At 64.5% G+C, this 14,553-nt stretch carries 18 protein-coding genes and 4 pseudogenes; 4 read left to right on the top strand and 18 right to left on the bottom strand.

The features are described from left to right. Positions 1 to 799 (top strand): hypothetical protein (locus tag QZY48_RS14995; protein WP_295432142.1); only part of this gene is annotated, 799 nt, incomplete at its 5' end. Continuing rightward, positions 786 to 944, top strand: a complete 159-nt coding sequence (locus tag QZY48_RS14990) for a hypothetical protein (protein WP_295432140.1) — start codon at positions 786 to 788, stop codon at positions 942 to 944. The genes QZY48_RS14995 and QZY48_RS14990, both read left to right, overlap by 14 nt. Positions 945 to 1,004: 60 nt before the next feature. Here the strand turns inward: QZY48_RS14990 and QZY48_RS14985 are convergent, their stop codons facing one another. Beyond that, positions 1,005 to 1,373, bottom strand: coding sequence for a DNA-binding protein (locus tag QZY48_RS14985; RefSeq protein ID WP_295432138.1), 369 nt, complete (start codon positions 1,371 to 1,373; stop codon positions 1,005 to 1,007). A 200-nt stretch (positions 1,374 to 1,573) separates the two neighbouring features. On the opposite strand from QZY48_RS14985, the gene QZY48_RS14980 reads away from it, so the two are divergent. Continuing rightward, positions 1,574 to 1,738, top strand: a complete 165-nt coding sequence (locus tag QZY48_RS14980; RefSeq protein ID WP_295432136.1) for a hypothetical protein — start codon at positions 1,574 to 1,576, stop codon at positions 1,736 to 1,738. Positions 1,739 to 1,912: 174 nt separating this feature from the next. Here the strand turns inward: QZY48_RS14980 and QZY48_RS14975 are convergent, their stop codons facing one another. The 4 genes and pseudogenes from QZY48_RS14975 to QZY48_RS14960 all read right to left on the bottom strand — a co-directional run. Next, positions 1,913 to 2,608 carry a hypothetical protein gene (locus QZY48_RS14975; protein ID WP_295432135.1) on the bottom strand — a complete coding sequence of 232 codons (696 nt, stop codon included), beginning with the start codon at positions 2,606 to 2,608 and terminating at the stop codon, positions 1,913 to 1,915. Between the two features lie 139 nt (positions 2,609 to 2,747). After that, entirely contained in the window at positions 2,748 to 2,945 is a 198-nt protein-coding gene (locus QZY48_RS14970; RefSeq protein WP_295432133.1) for a hypothetical protein, read from the bottom strand. A gap of 215 nt (positions 2,946 to 3,160) precedes the next feature. Continuing rightward, positions 3,161 to 3,541: pseudogene (locus tag QZY48_RS14965) on the bottom strand (TraB/VirB10 family protein); the annotation flags it as partial. A gap of 194 nt (positions 3,542 to 3,735) precedes the next feature. After that, positions 3,736 to 4,290, bottom strand: a pseudogene (locus tag QZY48_RS14960) (type-F conjugative transfer system secretin TraK); the annotation flags it as partial. On the opposite strand from QZY48_RS14960, the gene QZY48_RS14955 reads away from it, so the two are divergent. Next, positions 4,247 to 4,510: a hypothetical protein gene (locus QZY48_RS14955; protein ID WP_295432145.1), complete on the top strand. Its 264-nt coding sequence runs from the start codon at positions 4,247 to 4,249 to the stop codon at positions 4,508 to 4,510. The pseudogene QZY48_RS14960 and the gene QZY48_RS14955 sit on opposite strands and share 44 nt — an antisense overlap. A 32-nt stretch (positions 4,511 to 4,542) precedes the next feature. Here QZY48_RS14955 and QZY48_RS34835 read toward each other — a convergent pair whose 3' ends face one another. From QZY48_RS34835 to QZY48_RS14895, 13 genes and pseudogenes are all read right to left on the bottom strand, one after another. After that, positions 4,543 to 4,851 carry a type IV conjugative transfer system protein TraL gene (locus tag QZY48_RS34835; RefSeq protein WP_366929698.1) on the bottom strand — a complete coding sequence of 103 codons (309 nt, stop codon included), beginning with the start codon at positions 4,849 to 4,851 and terminating at the stop codon, positions 4,543 to 4,545. Positions 4,852 to 5,384: 533 nt separating this feature from the next. Further along, positions 5,385 to 6,140 carry a transglutaminase family protein gene (locus QZY48_RS14945; RefSeq protein ID WP_295432131.1) on the bottom strand — a complete coding sequence of 252 codons (756 nt, stop codon included), beginning with the start codon at positions 6,138 to 6,140 and terminating at the stop codon, positions 5,385 to 5,387. Positions 6,141 to 6,237: 97 nt separating this feature from the next. Beyond that, the gene (locus tag QZY48_RS14940) at positions 6,238 to 6,408 is read right to left on the bottom strand and encodes a glutathione binding-like protein (RefSeq protein ID WP_295432128.1); all 171 of its coding nucleotides are present in this window, start codon (positions 6,406 to 6,408) and stop codon (positions 6,238 to 6,240) included. Next, on the bottom strand, positions 6,408 to 6,581 hold the full coding sequence (locus tag QZY48_RS14935; RefSeq protein WP_295432125.1) for a hypothetical protein: 174 nt from the start codon (positions 6,579 to 6,581) through the stop codon (positions 6,408 to 6,410). Before QZY48_RS14935 ends, QZY48_RS14940 begins: the two co-directional genes overlap by 1 nt. Positions 6,582 to 6,606: 25 nt before the next feature. After that, a pseudogene (locus QZY48_RS14930) lies at positions 6,607 to 6,822 on the bottom strand (type 1 glutamine amidotransferase domain-containing protein); the annotation flags it as partial. Positions 6,823 to 6,911: 89 nt separating this feature from the next. Continuing rightward, positions 6,912 to 7,484 (bottom strand): zinc-binding dehydrogenase, encoded by a 573-nt coding sequence (locus QZY48_RS14925; protein WP_295432120.1) that lies wholly within the window; start codon positions 7,482 to 7,484, stop codon positions 6,912 to 6,914. 6 nt (positions 7,485 to 7,490) lie between these two features. Further along, positions 7,491 to 7,766: an oleate hydratase gene (locus QZY48_RS34830; RefSeq protein WP_366929699.1), complete on the bottom strand. Its 276-nt coding sequence runs from the start codon at positions 7,764 to 7,766 to the stop codon at positions 7,491 to 7,493. A gap of 120 nt (positions 7,767 to 7,886) precedes the next feature. Then, a pseudogene (locus QZY48_RS34825) lies at positions 7,887 to 8,448 on the bottom strand (oleate hydratase); the annotation flags it as partial. Positions 8,449 to 8,816: 368 nt separating this feature from the next. Then, positions 8,817 to 10,283, bottom strand: coding sequence for a protein kinase (locus QZY48_RS14915; RefSeq protein ID WP_295432115.1), 1,467 nt, complete (start codon positions 10,281 to 10,283; stop codon positions 8,817 to 8,819). A 5-nt stretch (positions 10,284 to 10,288) separates the two neighbouring features. Then, entirely contained in the window at positions 10,289 to 10,867 is a 579-nt protein-coding gene (locus QZY48_RS14910) for a hypothetical protein (protein ID WP_295432113.1), read from the bottom strand. Then, positions 10,860 to 12,542 (bottom strand): ATP-binding protein, encoded by a 1,683-nt coding sequence (locus QZY48_RS14905; RefSeq protein ID WP_295432111.1) that lies wholly within the window; start codon positions 12,540 to 12,542, stop codon positions 10,860 to 10,862. The genes QZY48_RS14910 and QZY48_RS14905 overlap by 8 nt, the downstream gene beginning before the upstream one ends. A 235-nt stretch (positions 12,543 to 12,777) precedes the next feature. Beyond that, complete coding sequence (locus QZY48_RS14900; protein WP_295432109.1) at positions 12,778 to 13,911, bottom strand: hypothetical protein; 1,134 nt, start codon at positions 13,909 to 13,911, stop codon at positions 12,778 to 12,780. Continuing rightward, a partial coding sequence (locus QZY48_RS14895) for a hypothetical protein (RefSeq protein ID WP_295432108.1) occupies positions 13,908 to 14,553 on the bottom strand: 646 nt, incomplete at its 5' end. The genes QZY48_RS14895 and QZY48_RS14900, both read right to left, overlap by 4 nt.

Raw genomic sequence — 14,553 nt, 5'->3', positions numbered from 1 at the left:
CGAATGGCTCGACCGCCTGCTGCGCGATCAGTTGGGCGAGCTGCACCCGGAACTGCCGCCGCAGTTCGCCACCGGGGCCTTTCTGTTTCTGCTGCAACGCGCCGCGGAGTGGATCGAGCGCGACCGCTGGCGATGCATCGATCCACCGGAGAAGCGCGCGGATTTTCATTTGTGCTACGCCCTCGAGGAGGCGCTGGCAGCCGAGCCGTTCGAGATTGCGCCGCATCCCGATCCCTTGTTGGAGCGGGTCAGACGTTTCATTGCCACGGCACGTTATCTCCGTCCCTGGCGCAACTACGGGCTGCGACTCGATCTGCTGGGCTGGTTGCAGTACCTCACCCAGCCGACGCGCAGCGCCGACATGGGCTCTTTGGCCGGCGACTGGGATCCCCACTGGGATATCGCTTACCGGTACCGGCTCTTTTTCTGGATCCACCCGGACGATCCATTCCGAATCGAGCGGATCGCGATCGAGCTATGCGACCGCGCCGGCTCGAACCTGCTGACGGCCGCGGACCCGGAAGACGGCGACGAGTGGCGGCGCGAGGAGATGGACAGGCTGCGGGAGACGATTCGCGAATCGGACATCGCAATGGCAGCCTTGGAGACACTTCAGCGCGACTACGCGATGCCCGCGGATCGCTTTTGGCAGTTCTGCGAGCAGCCCGACCCGCAGGAGACCAGGCCGCGCGCGCCGCAAAGAGTTGCAGGCGAGCTGCAACATGCTGTTGATTCAAGTCGAGAAACGCTTCGGAGCGGTGATCGCCGCCGACAGCCGACCGCTCATGGAGCGGATTGACGAATTCGATCGGCTGCTGACGTTGGCAGACGCGGTGATCGACAGTCCCGACAGCGACGCTTGGCTGGCCGCGTTGGGGGAATCGGTGCGGCGAAGTCTGCCCGAGACAGACGACCGAACGCCCGACCTCAACAAGGGCGACTGAACGATGTGCAATCCGGATCAGTCCGGCCGATTCGATGCCCTGCTGTCGCCAAGAAGAGGATCAACCGACGAACCCGGTGCTGATTGACTCCAGGTAGCCAATCGCATCCTCGGTCCGGCCTTCCTGTACCAGTTGCAACAGGGACTTGTGACGGAACTCAGGAATGGGTTCGTTCTTGACCAGGAAGATGGCGCGTTGTGCATCCGGCTGCACCGCCGCGGCGGCCGACAGCACTCGCATCAGGTCACGCAGTGCGGATTGCAGTCTTGGCGATTCCGGGTAGGTGCGCAGGGTGTTGCGATGGACCCCCGCCAGCTCGGCCAGATCCTGCTGCTGCAGGCCAAGGATGTCGGTGACGCCCGCTGCAGAGAACCGCGACGTCCCGGGTTCCCGCGTCAATTCGAGCACCTCTGCGAAGATGGCGGCCATCGCGTTGCACCTGAGGTGGCATTGAGTAAATGCACATTCTACGCACAGTACAGGCACAGATCCAGTTTCAGCCCGTCCCGCGGCCTGTCGCGACGGGTAAGTCGCCTGCTCCAGCGCCAAACAGAGTCAGGGGGGTCATGCGCTGCGCAAGATCGATCATAGCCGCGCCAGCTGCGCCGGCACGGTTTCCCGGTACCGAGGTGGCCGAGCGCACAGTTCCGTTGCTCGACCAGGTCGCCAAGGCCGAGGCGCTGGAAGACTTGGCCGAGACGCGCCTCGATAGTCCGGATGGGGGGGACCTGGCTGGAAGCGGTGAATCAAGCCGCGGGGTGATCCACGACCTTGGTCATGTCAGGCGGACCTGATCATCGTTCCAGCCATCCTTGTGCCCGTCTCAGCACCGGCCCGGCGGCACGTTCGGCCCACTTGCGGCGTCGTGCGAGGCTTGACGGTCACGGGAGTACGCGGGGTACGGGGAGGTTGACGTCATTTGATGTCCCGCGGGAACCCCCGCCGATGCGGGCAGCGAGAGAGCGGGCCTACCGCGATGACGAGGCCAGCGACAAGAATTCCCGGCAGGCCCCCGGCAGTTCAAGCCGATACCCGTGCCAGTCATCCCGCAACACCCCGTCGAGATACCACGGCGGTACATCGTCGAGCGTGTCGACGACCCACCACCCCCGCTGCCAATCCTGGCGAAGCGCCGGCAGCAGGCGGGTTCCACTCGCCCAGTCGGACAACGACTCGACCAGCGCACTGGTGAGCAACTGCGGCGGCGGGTGCACCAATGCGCAGCCGAGGATCAGCGCCTCCCGGTAGGTTTGTGCGATGGCCCCGAGCGCGCCGGCGAGTTGGCGGTCAGACCCGGCGCCGAGTTGCGGTCGAATACGCGCGTTGGTGTAGGTCTGCAGCTCATGCAGCCGCAGCCACATCCCCGGTAGCCGTGGCACCCCCCACAGGACCTCCAGGATCACCGTCGCGCGGTGGCTGCGCATGGCTTGGAGCACGACCCATAACCTGGCCGCAGTCGTCTCTGGACCGCCGCTGGCCGTGCGGTCGAGACCCTGGAGCACATGGGCGAGCAGGTCGGCCCATCCCTGCGCGACCCGTTCCACGACCAAGGCGCCGGGCTGACGCGCACCGGTCCGTGGCGGACGCAGCCGCACGCGGCGCACGAGCGCGCGTACCCGCGGAGCGAGATCGTGCAGGGCCTGGACGGCGGGCCCCGGCTCCACTGCGCAAGCACCCGCAACGCCTCGCCCAGGCCGACGCATACCGTAGGCCGCTCGCCGAGCGCCCACAGGCGGCGCGCCCAGGCGGGGGCCTGGTGCTCCGACAACACCAGCAGGTGGCGGGACTCACTGCCCATGGCGGTCAGACGAACTGGCCAACGACGGTGCCGCCGAGCACACCGATCCCAATGAGGGCGACCAGGGCCAAACCACGCCACAGGCGGAGTTGCTGCCGGACCGGCGCGAGGTGCTGAACGACGACCGCGGTGACGAGGGCATGCGCCTGCGCCTCGCTTTCGATGGCGATCTGTTGCAGGCGCCAATTGATCTGTCGGGTCATCTGGGTCCGAAACCCCTCGTTGATGCTGCGTAGCGCCGGCATGAGGTCTGGTGGCGAGCGCCCCACCCCGATGGCCTTGGTGTGCTCGTGCGCGCGCAGGTCGGCGAGGATGACCGGGAGTGGTCCGCGTTCGCCCCGAGGAGGTCATCGCTGTCGGGGTAGAGGGGCAGGCCGTCCACGGCCGCGTGTTCTTCCACCAGGTAGGCACTCGGTCCCGGCGGCGGGCTGGCGATCCAAGCAGACGCTTGCCCAACCACCGCGCTCACCAGGCGGCCACGGATGCCGACCTTGCCGTCTTCGCCGACCGCGTAGGCGTCGAGTGGGACTTCAATGACCCCACCGTCGGTGCGCACGCAGGTCAGCGTCTCGGCGCGCAGGTACGCCCGTTCCGACCCGAGATCCCCAAAGCCGCCGACGATCACAAAGCACTCCTTGACGTCCGCGCGGAACCGATTGGGCAGCAGCGCGTCATGCTTGATCCGCACCAGGGCCGGGGGCGGCTGCTGGCGGGCGCCCTGCCCCGTGGGGGCGTCCAGGCCATTGAGGAGCACGCCGGTGAGGATGCTGCCGGCCGGGATGAACAGTTCGCCCGGGGCCGGGGCGGCGGGTCGACCAGGGGGCGGCGCAGGCGGCGGCGGGGCGCTGACCACGCGGATGTCGAGGGCGCGGCCGGCACCGCTCGCGTGCGCCCCGGGTACCGCGGGGCTCGGCGCCTTGGTGGTCGGCGGGCTGAACTGCGCACGCCGAGCGTCAGCACGCTGGCGCTCGTCCCTTGGCTCAACTGCGTCTTGGTGATCGTGAGCCCCGCGGCGCAGTGCGCCTTCGGGCCGCCGTCCTTGACCTGGAACCCGGCCGGTAGTCGCCGCTGGGCCATGGCCCGCAACAGGTCGGTCAAGGCGGCGACGTAGGCGTCGCTACCGTGGCCATCCCCCCCGGCGAGCGGTAGCAATGCCGACTTGCCGCTGTCGGGTGCCGCACCGCTCGCACCCTTGCCGTGATACCCGGGGACGGTGAGGCGGATCTCGCGCGGCGGTACATACCGTGGGGCCAGGGTGAGCGACAACGCCAGGTCGTTGCTCTGCCCGTCGCTGATGTACAGGGAAACCGGTTCCTCGGTCGACGTGGCCAGGTAGACCACATGACCATCGACGCTGGTACTGGCCGCGGAGACGGTCCGCACCACCGGGTTCGCGAAGGGCGTGACGAGGCGGTTGAGATGATCGATGGCGATCTCGATCAACGCCGTGGTGCCCGGCGATACTGACGTTGCGGGGTCCCAATTCCATCGCGACGGGTGAGGCTTGGCCTGCCGACTGTCCCATCCCGACCCGCAAGAAACCGCCACGGCGCTCCGGGGCACTGCTGGTCCGGCGGGCGCTCAGGTCGCGCCCGCCGACCTGTCGAATGGTCGGGGCGCCGCCCGGGAGGTCCTCCCCGGTCCCGGTCAGGTCAGCGCGGGGTCCCGCCGCCGCGGTGCGGACATCCAACAGGTCGCAGGAGACCCGCGGGATGGCGGCCCCGGGGTCGGGCTCTGGCGCGGCCTGGGCGGCGCCGAGCGCGAGTGAGACGCACGGGGCGAGCAGAGTCGGTTGACGGATCATCGCGGGCTCCCATCGGTTGCGCCGACGCGCGGCTCCCCGGGATAGGAATCCAGGAAGACCACGACCGGACGATAGTTCTTGAACTCCACGCGTAGGGCATAGGTGCGTGAGGTGTTGACCGGCTTGGCGGCCGGTCCGCTGGTGACGTGGGTGCCGGTGATGTAGATCGTGCCACTCGCCGGATCGCGACTGATGAAGATCCCGATGACCAGACACAGCACGATCGGGACGAGATCATCGACGCGCCACAGCAGGATCAGCGGTGGATCGTCGATGCACTTGGGAATTTCGGTTGGGTCAGCCATGGGCGCAGTGTGCAGCCCGGCGGACGGGGACCGTGAGAGCTGAAGGTGCTGATTCTTGGGGGGAATGCGGGAAACGCGGTCGGCCGAAGACCGATCACACCCGCACCAAACGCTCGCTGCGGTTCAGGGTGCTCGCCGAGACGCATCCAGCAGAACCGCCTCAGACTCGCCGCGATCGGCACCTGCTCGACCGCCGCCGCGCCTGTCCGCCCGGCAGGATCAGTTGGGCGGGATCTGTCCGATCCCATCGGTCAGTACGGGACAGCCAGGCTTGGCGGCGCCGGGAGCGCCAGCACGAAGGAGCAGAACGTCGGCGGGGCTGGAGTACGGTCTCGAGCCGGCCAGCCGGGTCACACAGGCGTCCCGCAGCGGACGCGTCGGCAGACGGCTTGAACATTCCGGTTTCGGCCAAAAGCCGTCCCAGGGCTGTCTCATCGAGCGACCGCAATCAGTCCTTCAGTAGACGCCTGTCCGGCTAATGGGCCCATCGTATCCTGCTTTCCTGGTTATCTCCCGCATCGGGGGATTTGCCCTCAGGCCGGGAGCGCACTGACACGTACCGCCACGCTCAGGGATGGGTGCTGATCGGGCCGGCCCAGGTAGCTTCCCGCCACCGGCGGCACCGCCTCAGGGTGGCGTGCCACGGCGACCGCAATGTGGTGGTTGCCGGCGACCTCGCCGCTGGTGGGATCGAACCCCTTCCAACCGGCCCCGAGCAGGTAGACCTCGGCCCAGGCATGGGTCGCGGCGTCGCCGGTGTCGCTGCCGGGGGTGTGCAGATAGCCGCTGACGAAGCGGCTGGCCAGCCCCAGATGGCGGCACGCCTCCATGAAGAGGGCCGCAAAGTCGCGACAGGAACCGCTGTTGCACCCCAGCGTCTGTGCCGGTGGCTGGACGCCCGGTTCCTCCCGCATCTGGTACTGAAACCCGCCGGCAATGGCGCGGTTCATCTGGTCCAACAGCGTGAAGGTCTCCATCGGCCGCCGCAGGCCCAGGCCGTCCAGCCAGTCCTCGACGGCCGGCTGGTCGCCCGGGTAGACTACCTGCTGGAAGGGTGCGAGTTCGATCCCATCCTCCTGCGCATAGTCGAAGGGGTGGGTGACGGCATAGTCGTCCACCAAGAAATCGAAGGGGTTGTCCTCATAGTGCTGAATGACCACGCTGCTGGCAATGTGTAACCGATCGGCAGGCTCGGTGAAGGCGACCATCGCCATCGAATTGTCCAATACGTCGCGTTTCCACTGCACGGTATGGGCGGGAACGATCTCCAGGAGTGCCGACCCGGACACCTCGACCTGATGCTCGCAGTCCGCAGAGAAACCAGATCAACCCATCGCCGAGCAGGCCAGAGACGACCGAGCCGCGGACGGCTCACTCTCGCCGCAATCAGCCGGCCAGCCCCTCCGCCTTCAAGGTCTCCTGAACTGCCGCACGGGCGGCGACCCGTTCCCGATAGGCTTGCAACGCGGGCCAGGGCTTCAGATCGATGTCGAGGGCGGAAGTCCAATTGAGGACCGTGAACAGATAGGGATCGGCGATGGTGTAGTGCGCCCCCATCAGGAAGGGACCCGCGCCGAGGGCGCTCGCGAGCCAGTCGCAGCGACGCTGGAAAAGCGCAATCGGGATCGCCCGGCGAGATCGACCGACTCCAGGTCGAAGGCGTAGCCCGCCTCGCGTAGCACGATGTGCGCCGCCATGGAGCAGGCGCCGGGAGCATAATAGAGCTTCATCTTCGATATCTCCGCATGGTTCAACTCACGGACGGCGCGGCATTGACAACAGCGCCTGGGCGCCTTCCGCCGACGACGCCGGATTCTGCCCGGTGATCAACAGGCCGTCGACCACGACATGAGGTTGCCAGTCGGCCGCCTTGGAGAACTCGCCGCCGTGCTCCTTGAGCATGTCTTCCACCAGGAACGGAACGACCTTCGTCAACCCGGCTGCCGCTTCTTCCGTATTGGTGAAACCGGTCTTTTGGTCGGTGCTGCCGAGTTTGTCGTGGGAGGTAAGGACTATCAGGATGTTCATGGGGATACGCATATCGGTGGGTGAGGTTCGATTCATTCGTGCGCGAGCGCAATGACCAGCTTACCGAAGTTCTTGCCCTGCAACAGGCCGATGAAGGCCGCAGGCGCGTTCTCCAGACCGAAGACGATGTCCTCGCGGACCTTGACCTTGTCTTGCTGCACCCACTGCGCCATCGCGCTGGCGAACTCGCTCCAGCGCGGCCCGTAGTCGTCGAACACGATGAAGCCCTGCATCTTGATACGCTTGCGCAGTAACGTGCCGACGAGCAGGCCCAGCCGATCGGGGCCGGGTGGCAGCGCGGTGTCGTTGTACGCGGCGATCAGCCCGCACACCGGGATGCGGGCCTTGGTGTTGAGCAAGGGCAGCACCGCATCGAATACGGCACCGCCGACGTTCTCGAAGTACAGGTCGATGCCCTTCGGGCAGGCGGCGGCCAGGCGTTCGGGCAGGTCGTCGCCACGGTGATCGACGCAGCCGTCGAAGCCGAGTTCGTCGACCACATAGCGACACTTGTCCTCGCCGCCCGCGATACCCACCACGTAGCAGCCCTTGATGGGACAGCCTTTCTTCGATGGATCGGTGAACAGCGTCGACGTAGCGCTCAACGTTGGCTATTTCAGGGCCTTAACCAATGCGTCGAACCGCGTGTGGAGCGACTTGTCGTGCGGCGTCACCGGCGGAATCGGCTTCGTGATGCCCAGCAACTGGTACACCGCCAGTTGCGCCGCCCGCACCGAGAACTCGACCGTAAAGACCGTGTCCTGCGGGATCTCGACGAACTGGCTGACGAAGGCGAAGTTCTTCGTATCGGGCGGTACCGGCAGCGGCCGGTCGCCGGGCGCGCGCGGCATGAACTGGCTCGTGATGTAGGGCATACGGCAGGGGATGCAGTTGGCCTTGGCAACGGTATCCAGGTCGAAGCGCAGGTGCCCGCAGAGTTCCGCAAGCGTTCAGCACCGTGCGCTTGACGCCGCCGAGCGTCTCGATGCGCGAAAACTCCATCACGAAGCGGTGCAGGTAGCGCCGGAACTCCACGGCGCTGTGCCAGGGCTGGAAGGCAAAGGTGGTGGACCACATGAACCAGAACTCGGTTTCAAAGAAGGCCGGAGACAGGTGGTCGGTGATGCAACTCGTGCCGAGGGACGCTTCATCGGCATCGGCGAGCGTGAGCAACTCCAGCCGGTCCTGCATCGAAAAGCCCATCGACGCCACCGGCACCTTGGCGCGCCGACGGTCGACCAGCCGCGCCATCGCGTTGGAGACATGCGTCTCGTTGAACTGCGCCGTCTCGTCGAAGACGCTGCGCCCGGGCTGGGTGAGCGACGGGATCGACTTGAACAGCCCCCAGGTGCGCTCGTAGTTGTCGGTGGTCAGCATGCGGCCGCCGCGCATCGAATAACCGCGCTCGGCATCGCCGGCGCCGTCCAAGGCGCCGCCCAGCGCCGGGCCCGCGTCGAGTATCGAGATGTTCGCGCCGGGCATGCCGCCATCACGGATCAAGAAAGCGGCGGCGGCCAGCGAGCCGATGCCGCCGCCGACGAGATAGGCCTTGGGTGTCGTCGAAATCATGGTCCCGGGTTCCTTCAGAGAGCGGCGCTCGATGCGGGCGCGGCAAGATACCACCGAGCGCGATCAGGTGTCTGCTGGTTGAATGGCAACACCTACCCCGACACTGAACCCGGGCAGTCGTTGACGGCAGCCGCCAAGGTAGGGGACGGCGGCGCCGTGGTCTGTGCGGTAGACGACAGAGATCTTCTGGCTGCTGATGGCCTGGCGAGTCTGGCGGGAGCGATGGCCGAAAGGCCGCCCGGTGGCCCGCGCGGACTTGAGGCTCGCCGACCGGCGGGTCGCGGCCTGCCCGGGCGGGCCGGCGCCCGTGCTGCCCTCGTAGTCCGTTTCCCTTGTCGTGCACCAGGACCATGAGCACCGTGCCCGGTTCACCAGGCCCCCAGCGCCTCGTATCTCTGCCGTTTGGCCAAGAGTCGTTCGTCGTCGGGCGAGACCGTTAGCGCAACCCGCAGGAAGCCCGCGGACGCTTGATAGTCGCGTTGCTGTTCGCACACCTGGATAAGACGCCGCAGGACATCCGGATTGCGGGGATACTGGCGATTCAGGTCGTCCAGAAGAGTTCGGGCCTGATCATAGTCAGCTTCCATGCCCCAAAGCGATGCCTCGCAAAGCCCATGTTCGAGCGAGGATTCGCCGTTTTCGGCCGCGATCCGTAGCAGGTCTTGAGCAACATCGAGCTTACGCAACCTCAGAAAAACCTTGATTCCCAACAGGCGAATGGTAGACCCATCGCTACCGGTCAGCTCCGCGAGACTCGACTGTGCCGTAAAGACGCTTTTGAAATCAAACCACCGCTCAGCCCGGAACAGCGCATTGAGCTGCATCACCAGAGCATTGCTATCATTGGACCGCGCATGTTCCAGCGCGGCGATGCGCGCCGCTCGGGTATAATCCTTTTTCTCGAGGGCACGGATAACATCGCTTGACCAATCATCGGCGCTGACTTGGCGGATGGGGATGGAGATATTTGGAACATAATCCAGTTGGGTCTTGCTGGCCGCCCTAAAGGCATCCTTCAGCGCCTCCGCAGAGCCGAAGCGTTCACCGGGGTCGCGGCGAAGGCACTTCAGAATCACCGCATCCATACCTGGCACTATACCGGAATTGACCTCTCTCGGCTGCGGAAAGACGGCGTGACTGCGAACCTGGGACTGAGTATCGTGCGGAAGTCGGCCGGTGGTCAGCTGATAGAGAAGCACGCCCAAACTATAGATGTCGCCAGCCAACAGATCCTGAAAGCTACCTTTGCGGGACACACAATCGGAGTATTCCGGAGCTGAGTACAGCACGGTGCCGCCGTTCTCCCGCGTCCGGACATAGATCTCTTCCGGTAGGGCGGAACTCCCGAAATCGGTGAGCTTCACCAAGTCGCCCTGTCCGACCAGGATGTTATGAGGCTTGATGTCCCCATGGGAGATAGGCGTTGCCAGCGACGCCAGATAGGCAACCGCTGCTAATACTTGATCGTAGATCTTGAAAAGCCGTTGGTAGGTATTGCCAAAGTGATGGCTGCGACTTTCCAATTTCTGCGCGAGACTCTCGCTCGGAAAATACTCCATTTCAATGGCATACCATTCCCGTTCCGGCGGCACCCGACCGACATCAAAGATCTTTATCACATTGGGGTGATCGGCAACGCCGATGAGTTCCTTACCTTCCGCCAAGTAGCGATCGTCTCTGGACAACTGCTTCGGGATCTTGACCGCAACGATGGTGCCGTCGCGTAAGCGCTCGGCACGCCAGACCCAACCGTGGGTACCATCACCCAGACACTCCAATAGTCGATACCGGTCGCCCAGGACCTTATTGGCGCCGGGCAGGAAATGGGCGCTCATGGGTTTCACGCAACCTCCGCGTAGCTGCGTGAATGCAAGCGGACCAGTCCTGGGGACTGGGTCCGAAAGACAAAGCGCGCGAAGAGTAAAGCGCACCCGGGACGTCCCGGAACATGAACACCCAGGCTGTTGTTGATCCCCCGTAATAGCGCATGGCGGAAGCCGTCAACGCTGGGGGCGTTGACAATGCCCTTACTCCAGGCAGACAGGATCAAGAGGCGAGGCCCTTGCCCCCAGCGCGCCGCCGCTTCCAGGAGATTGGCAACCTTTGCATCGAGTTTCGCAATGCCGCGGACACCGCCCTCGAAACGCTCAAACTCGATCAAGACCTCCGGGGACCAGGCCGTGCGGTTGAACCAGACCGAGTCGGAGCGGATGTCGCAACCCGCGGCAGCGGGCGCGGGCGCCTCGACCACGGCCGAAAATCCCAACTCGTGGCCAAGCGTATTCCAAAGGCTACAGCCGATGCTGTGGATCAGCACATCCTCGTCTTTCACCCCAGGGTGAAGGAGCACCGGGAAACTCCGCTTGAGAAAATCAGAATCCTCCAGTGTCTCCCTGATGCGCGCGATCTCTTCATTCATGAAAGGTATCCCAGACCTGGAGCACCTGTGGTGACTCCCCACCATGCACCAGCGCCTTACCGCCAACCTTGACGAGCAGCGGCGCCGGGATAGACCGACCGCAGACCAGGGCCTCTCCGGTCGACAGACTCGGCAGTTCGTCCAAGTCGGCCTTACTTACCATATCGGACGCCTTGGCAATGAAGCGCTGATCGTCCGGGTTTTTCAGACGCATGGTGATCAGGGTGTTGCACTGTGAGGTCACATCGGCATCGAGCTTGGAAGGGCGCTGGCTCACGATGCAAAAGCCGACACCGAACTTGCGCCCCTCGCCCGCGATCTTCTTGATCACCCGATGGCTCACCGCCTTGCCGTCGGCGGGGGCGAAACTGTGGCCCTCCTCGTAGACCAGAAAACAGGGGCGTAGTGGGTCTGTCTTGCTGGACGCCGCGCGCAGGATCTCGCTGGAAAGCAGGGCACAGACCACCTGCTTGGCGGTATCACTCAGACCCTGGAGATCGACGACGACGAGCCGACCCTTGCGGTTGGAGGGTCGCCCGATCATCCGGTAGATGTCGGTGGACTCGGCCATGGTGGCGGAGTAAAAGCTCTGGGCCTCGTTGAGGACCCGGCTCAGTTTCATGGAGGCGACCGCGGCACTGCGCCCACTCAGGGCGTTGGCCTCTGCATCGGACAGGTCGTCCCAGCCCTTCATCTCATCGATCCCGTCGCCGAGAAAATAGCGCAACCGGTTGATATCGCGGGGTTCGGTCTTATCCACATGGCGCCAGTAGCGCATGGCGACGTCCAGCACACGCTGTTGGGGTTCGGTCAGTCCCGGCAGGATCTCAGCCACATCGTCCATCTCGAAACGGTCGAACTGAAGCGCCAGCGGGCGATTCTTTCCGGCGTACTTGAATCGAAACGACTCGTGCTGCGGGGAATAGACCTGGATGCCGGCATCGGCGGCCTGCAACCGCTCGAACATCTCTTTGATGCGCGGGAGCGTATGCCGGTCGCGGGGGTCGTCGATCCCCTCGACTTGGCCGAATTGCAGTTGCCCCTTGGCGAAGGCCCGCCCATATTCACCATGGGGATCGAAGACCACGACGCTGCCGTTGTTGATGGCAACCAAGCGCTCGATGATTCTGCCCACCGTGTAGGACTTGCCGGAGCCGGTCATCGCCAGCACCGCCAGGTGCTCGGTAACCAGATTGTTGACGTCGAGGAACACCGGCACCGTGTTCTCCCCGTGCTCGTAGCCAACGAGGTTCCCGAGGTGCAGGCTGGTGTGCTCGTTGAACTCATAGAAATCAGCGAGGAACTGAAAATCCACCGTCTCCACCGCCACCCCGGGGTCCGGCGGCCGGCGCGGGATCTTGATCTGGCGCGTTTCCGGATCGCGGTAGCCGATCAGCTCCAGATTCGCGTACAGGTGTTCCCCGGTGACGCTGGCCCCGGGAAGCAACTCAAGTTCGGTCACGCCGTCCCCGAACCCGGCGTTGAACAACAGGTTTGAACGGTGAATGCGGATCACCCGGCCGAGCACGGGTACCCGGGGCTCGTCTTGCCGCTCCTGGTGCATGATCCGGACAAACTCACCGCGTCTGACGGCAAAGGAGCCGTTCACCACCATCGTCAACTTCGACGAGTCCCCGGTGTTGCCGACCAATTTTCCCAACACGCTGTATTTCATTTTAGAACCTGGAAAGAGAATTTACACCACAAAGGCACAAAGGACACAAAGAACCCTAACTCAAGAAAAAGAAATCGCACCACAAAGACACAAAGATCACAAAGAAAGACAATAAGTTGCTGTCCCGGTTCGGCTAACCTCAGCGGCAATGGACAGGCGCAGCACAACGCATTGAAATTCTTTGTGTCCTTTGTGCCTTTGTGGTGAAATGTTCGGAACCTGGGTTGATGATTCATCATTCTGCATCCAGACCAGACAACCAGGTCTCTTCGATATCGTTGCGTCTCATCGCGTCACTGAGGCCAGCCCGGTAGTAGGCAGCAAACTGGTCGAGGGCCTTCAGTTGCTCGTAGCCCAACACCTGGGGCAAGGGATAGGCCCGGCGCTGGCTCTGCATGTCGAGTATCATCAGCTTCCAGGCGACCGCGTCGAGTGCCGCGCTGTTCCAGTCCTCCTCTTCTCCGGCCAACTGGACCATCTGGATGTCGCTCCCGCGCCCGCCCCGGTAGTGAAATCCGATCAGGCCGGCGGCCACGGCTTCCTCGGGCGCCATCCGCGACTGACTTTCCGTCATCCGATAGGCCATAGTGCGCGTAAAGGAACCGAGGATGCCATGAACAAAGCGCTGGTCTCCAATCCCGGACAGCTTCTCGTCGAGCCCCAGGAGCCGTGCGGCCTGGTCCTCGTCGAAGCCGTCGCTCAAGAGCAGATGCTTGCGGCCTTCCACGGTGCGCAGGTCTTGCCGGGCGATGCTCACGATGGCGCTGAAGCGCTCGGCCACGATGCTCGCCATGACGGGGCCACGCGGGTTCCAGGGAAACAGCTCAGGGCGATGGAACTTCCAGAATTGCTCGATGACCTCACGGGTCTTGTCATAGTCACCCCGGTGTTTCTTGTGATGTCGTTGCGGGACCAGATCGCGGCTGATGAAGAGCGGGGTGTCGAGCACGATGAGCTGTGACGGCGACGGGTCGCTGAGCAATCGTTCCGCCAATCGGTAGCCATGCCGCATTTCAATCAGGTCCAAGCGCTTACGTTGGGCCTCGAAGTCGATATCGTCCAGCTCCGAGATCGAGTCGCTGCCCCTGGTGCTGATCTGATTCTGCGCGATGAGCATATCGGTGCGCACGCCAGCACAGGCATAGATGAACCCGCCCAGGGCGTTCTTGACCGCTGAGCGGGTGGCGACGCCGGAGACACTGAGATCGATCACGGCCGGTCGCCGCACCGCCTTCACCAGCCCGGCATCCCGGAAGAGCGGTGCCACTGCCTCGATGTCCCGTATCTGCTTCATCAGACGCCCCGCCGAACCCGGCAGGCGAATCTGGCTCTCGATCGCAAGGGTCTGCGCCAAGCTGGTACCGGTCATGACGACAACTCCTCTCGCAATCGCACCGCAAAGCCCCAGTAGGGCGAGGCACGCAGGGCCGCGACACCTGCGGCGGACAGGCCCTGGTCGTCCAGGTAACCCCCGGCCCGCAGTTCCGGAAGCAACTCGGCGACACGCGCCCGGTCAAGCTGAAATATCGGCACCGGTTGCGCTTCAAGCGCGCTGAAAATGACGTTCGGGTCTCCCGTCTGCCAACCGCAGAGGCACACCATTACCCCGAGCGCCTCGGGCGCGAGGGGTGCCGGCCCCACAACGATCGCAGCCGCCCCCCGGTGCTCCACGGCGAGCCCCGCGTGTCGGTGCAGCGCCCGCAGCCACTGGTCCAGCGCAGCGGCCTCGTTCAGCAAGGTGATCGACCACAGTGGGAGACAGGTCGCTGCCAACACCCCCGAGCCGGAATGCGCCTTGCTGAACCGCGTGTTGACCGAGTAGTCCGGCCACTGGTGTCCGGCCTGCGGATCGCATTCGCCATCCCGGCCGTGCAACAGGTAAGTGGTCTCCTGCGCCAGCAGATCGGGGACACGCCGTCCTTCGGGCTGCGCAACCGCGTCCCTGAATCCGATGGTCCAGTCCAAAGACGCAAGCACCGGCCCCTCATCGTATGGCGGCAACAGCAACAGG

Source organism: uncultured Thiodictyon sp., from assembly GCF_903828115.1.
Taxonomy (GTDB): domain Bacteria; phylum Pseudomonadota; class Gammaproteobacteria; order Chromatiales; family Chromatiaceae; genus Thiodictyon.
The sequence above is the reverse complement of the archived record's forward strand: the minus strand, read 5'-3'. Positions and strand labels throughout refer to the sequence as shown.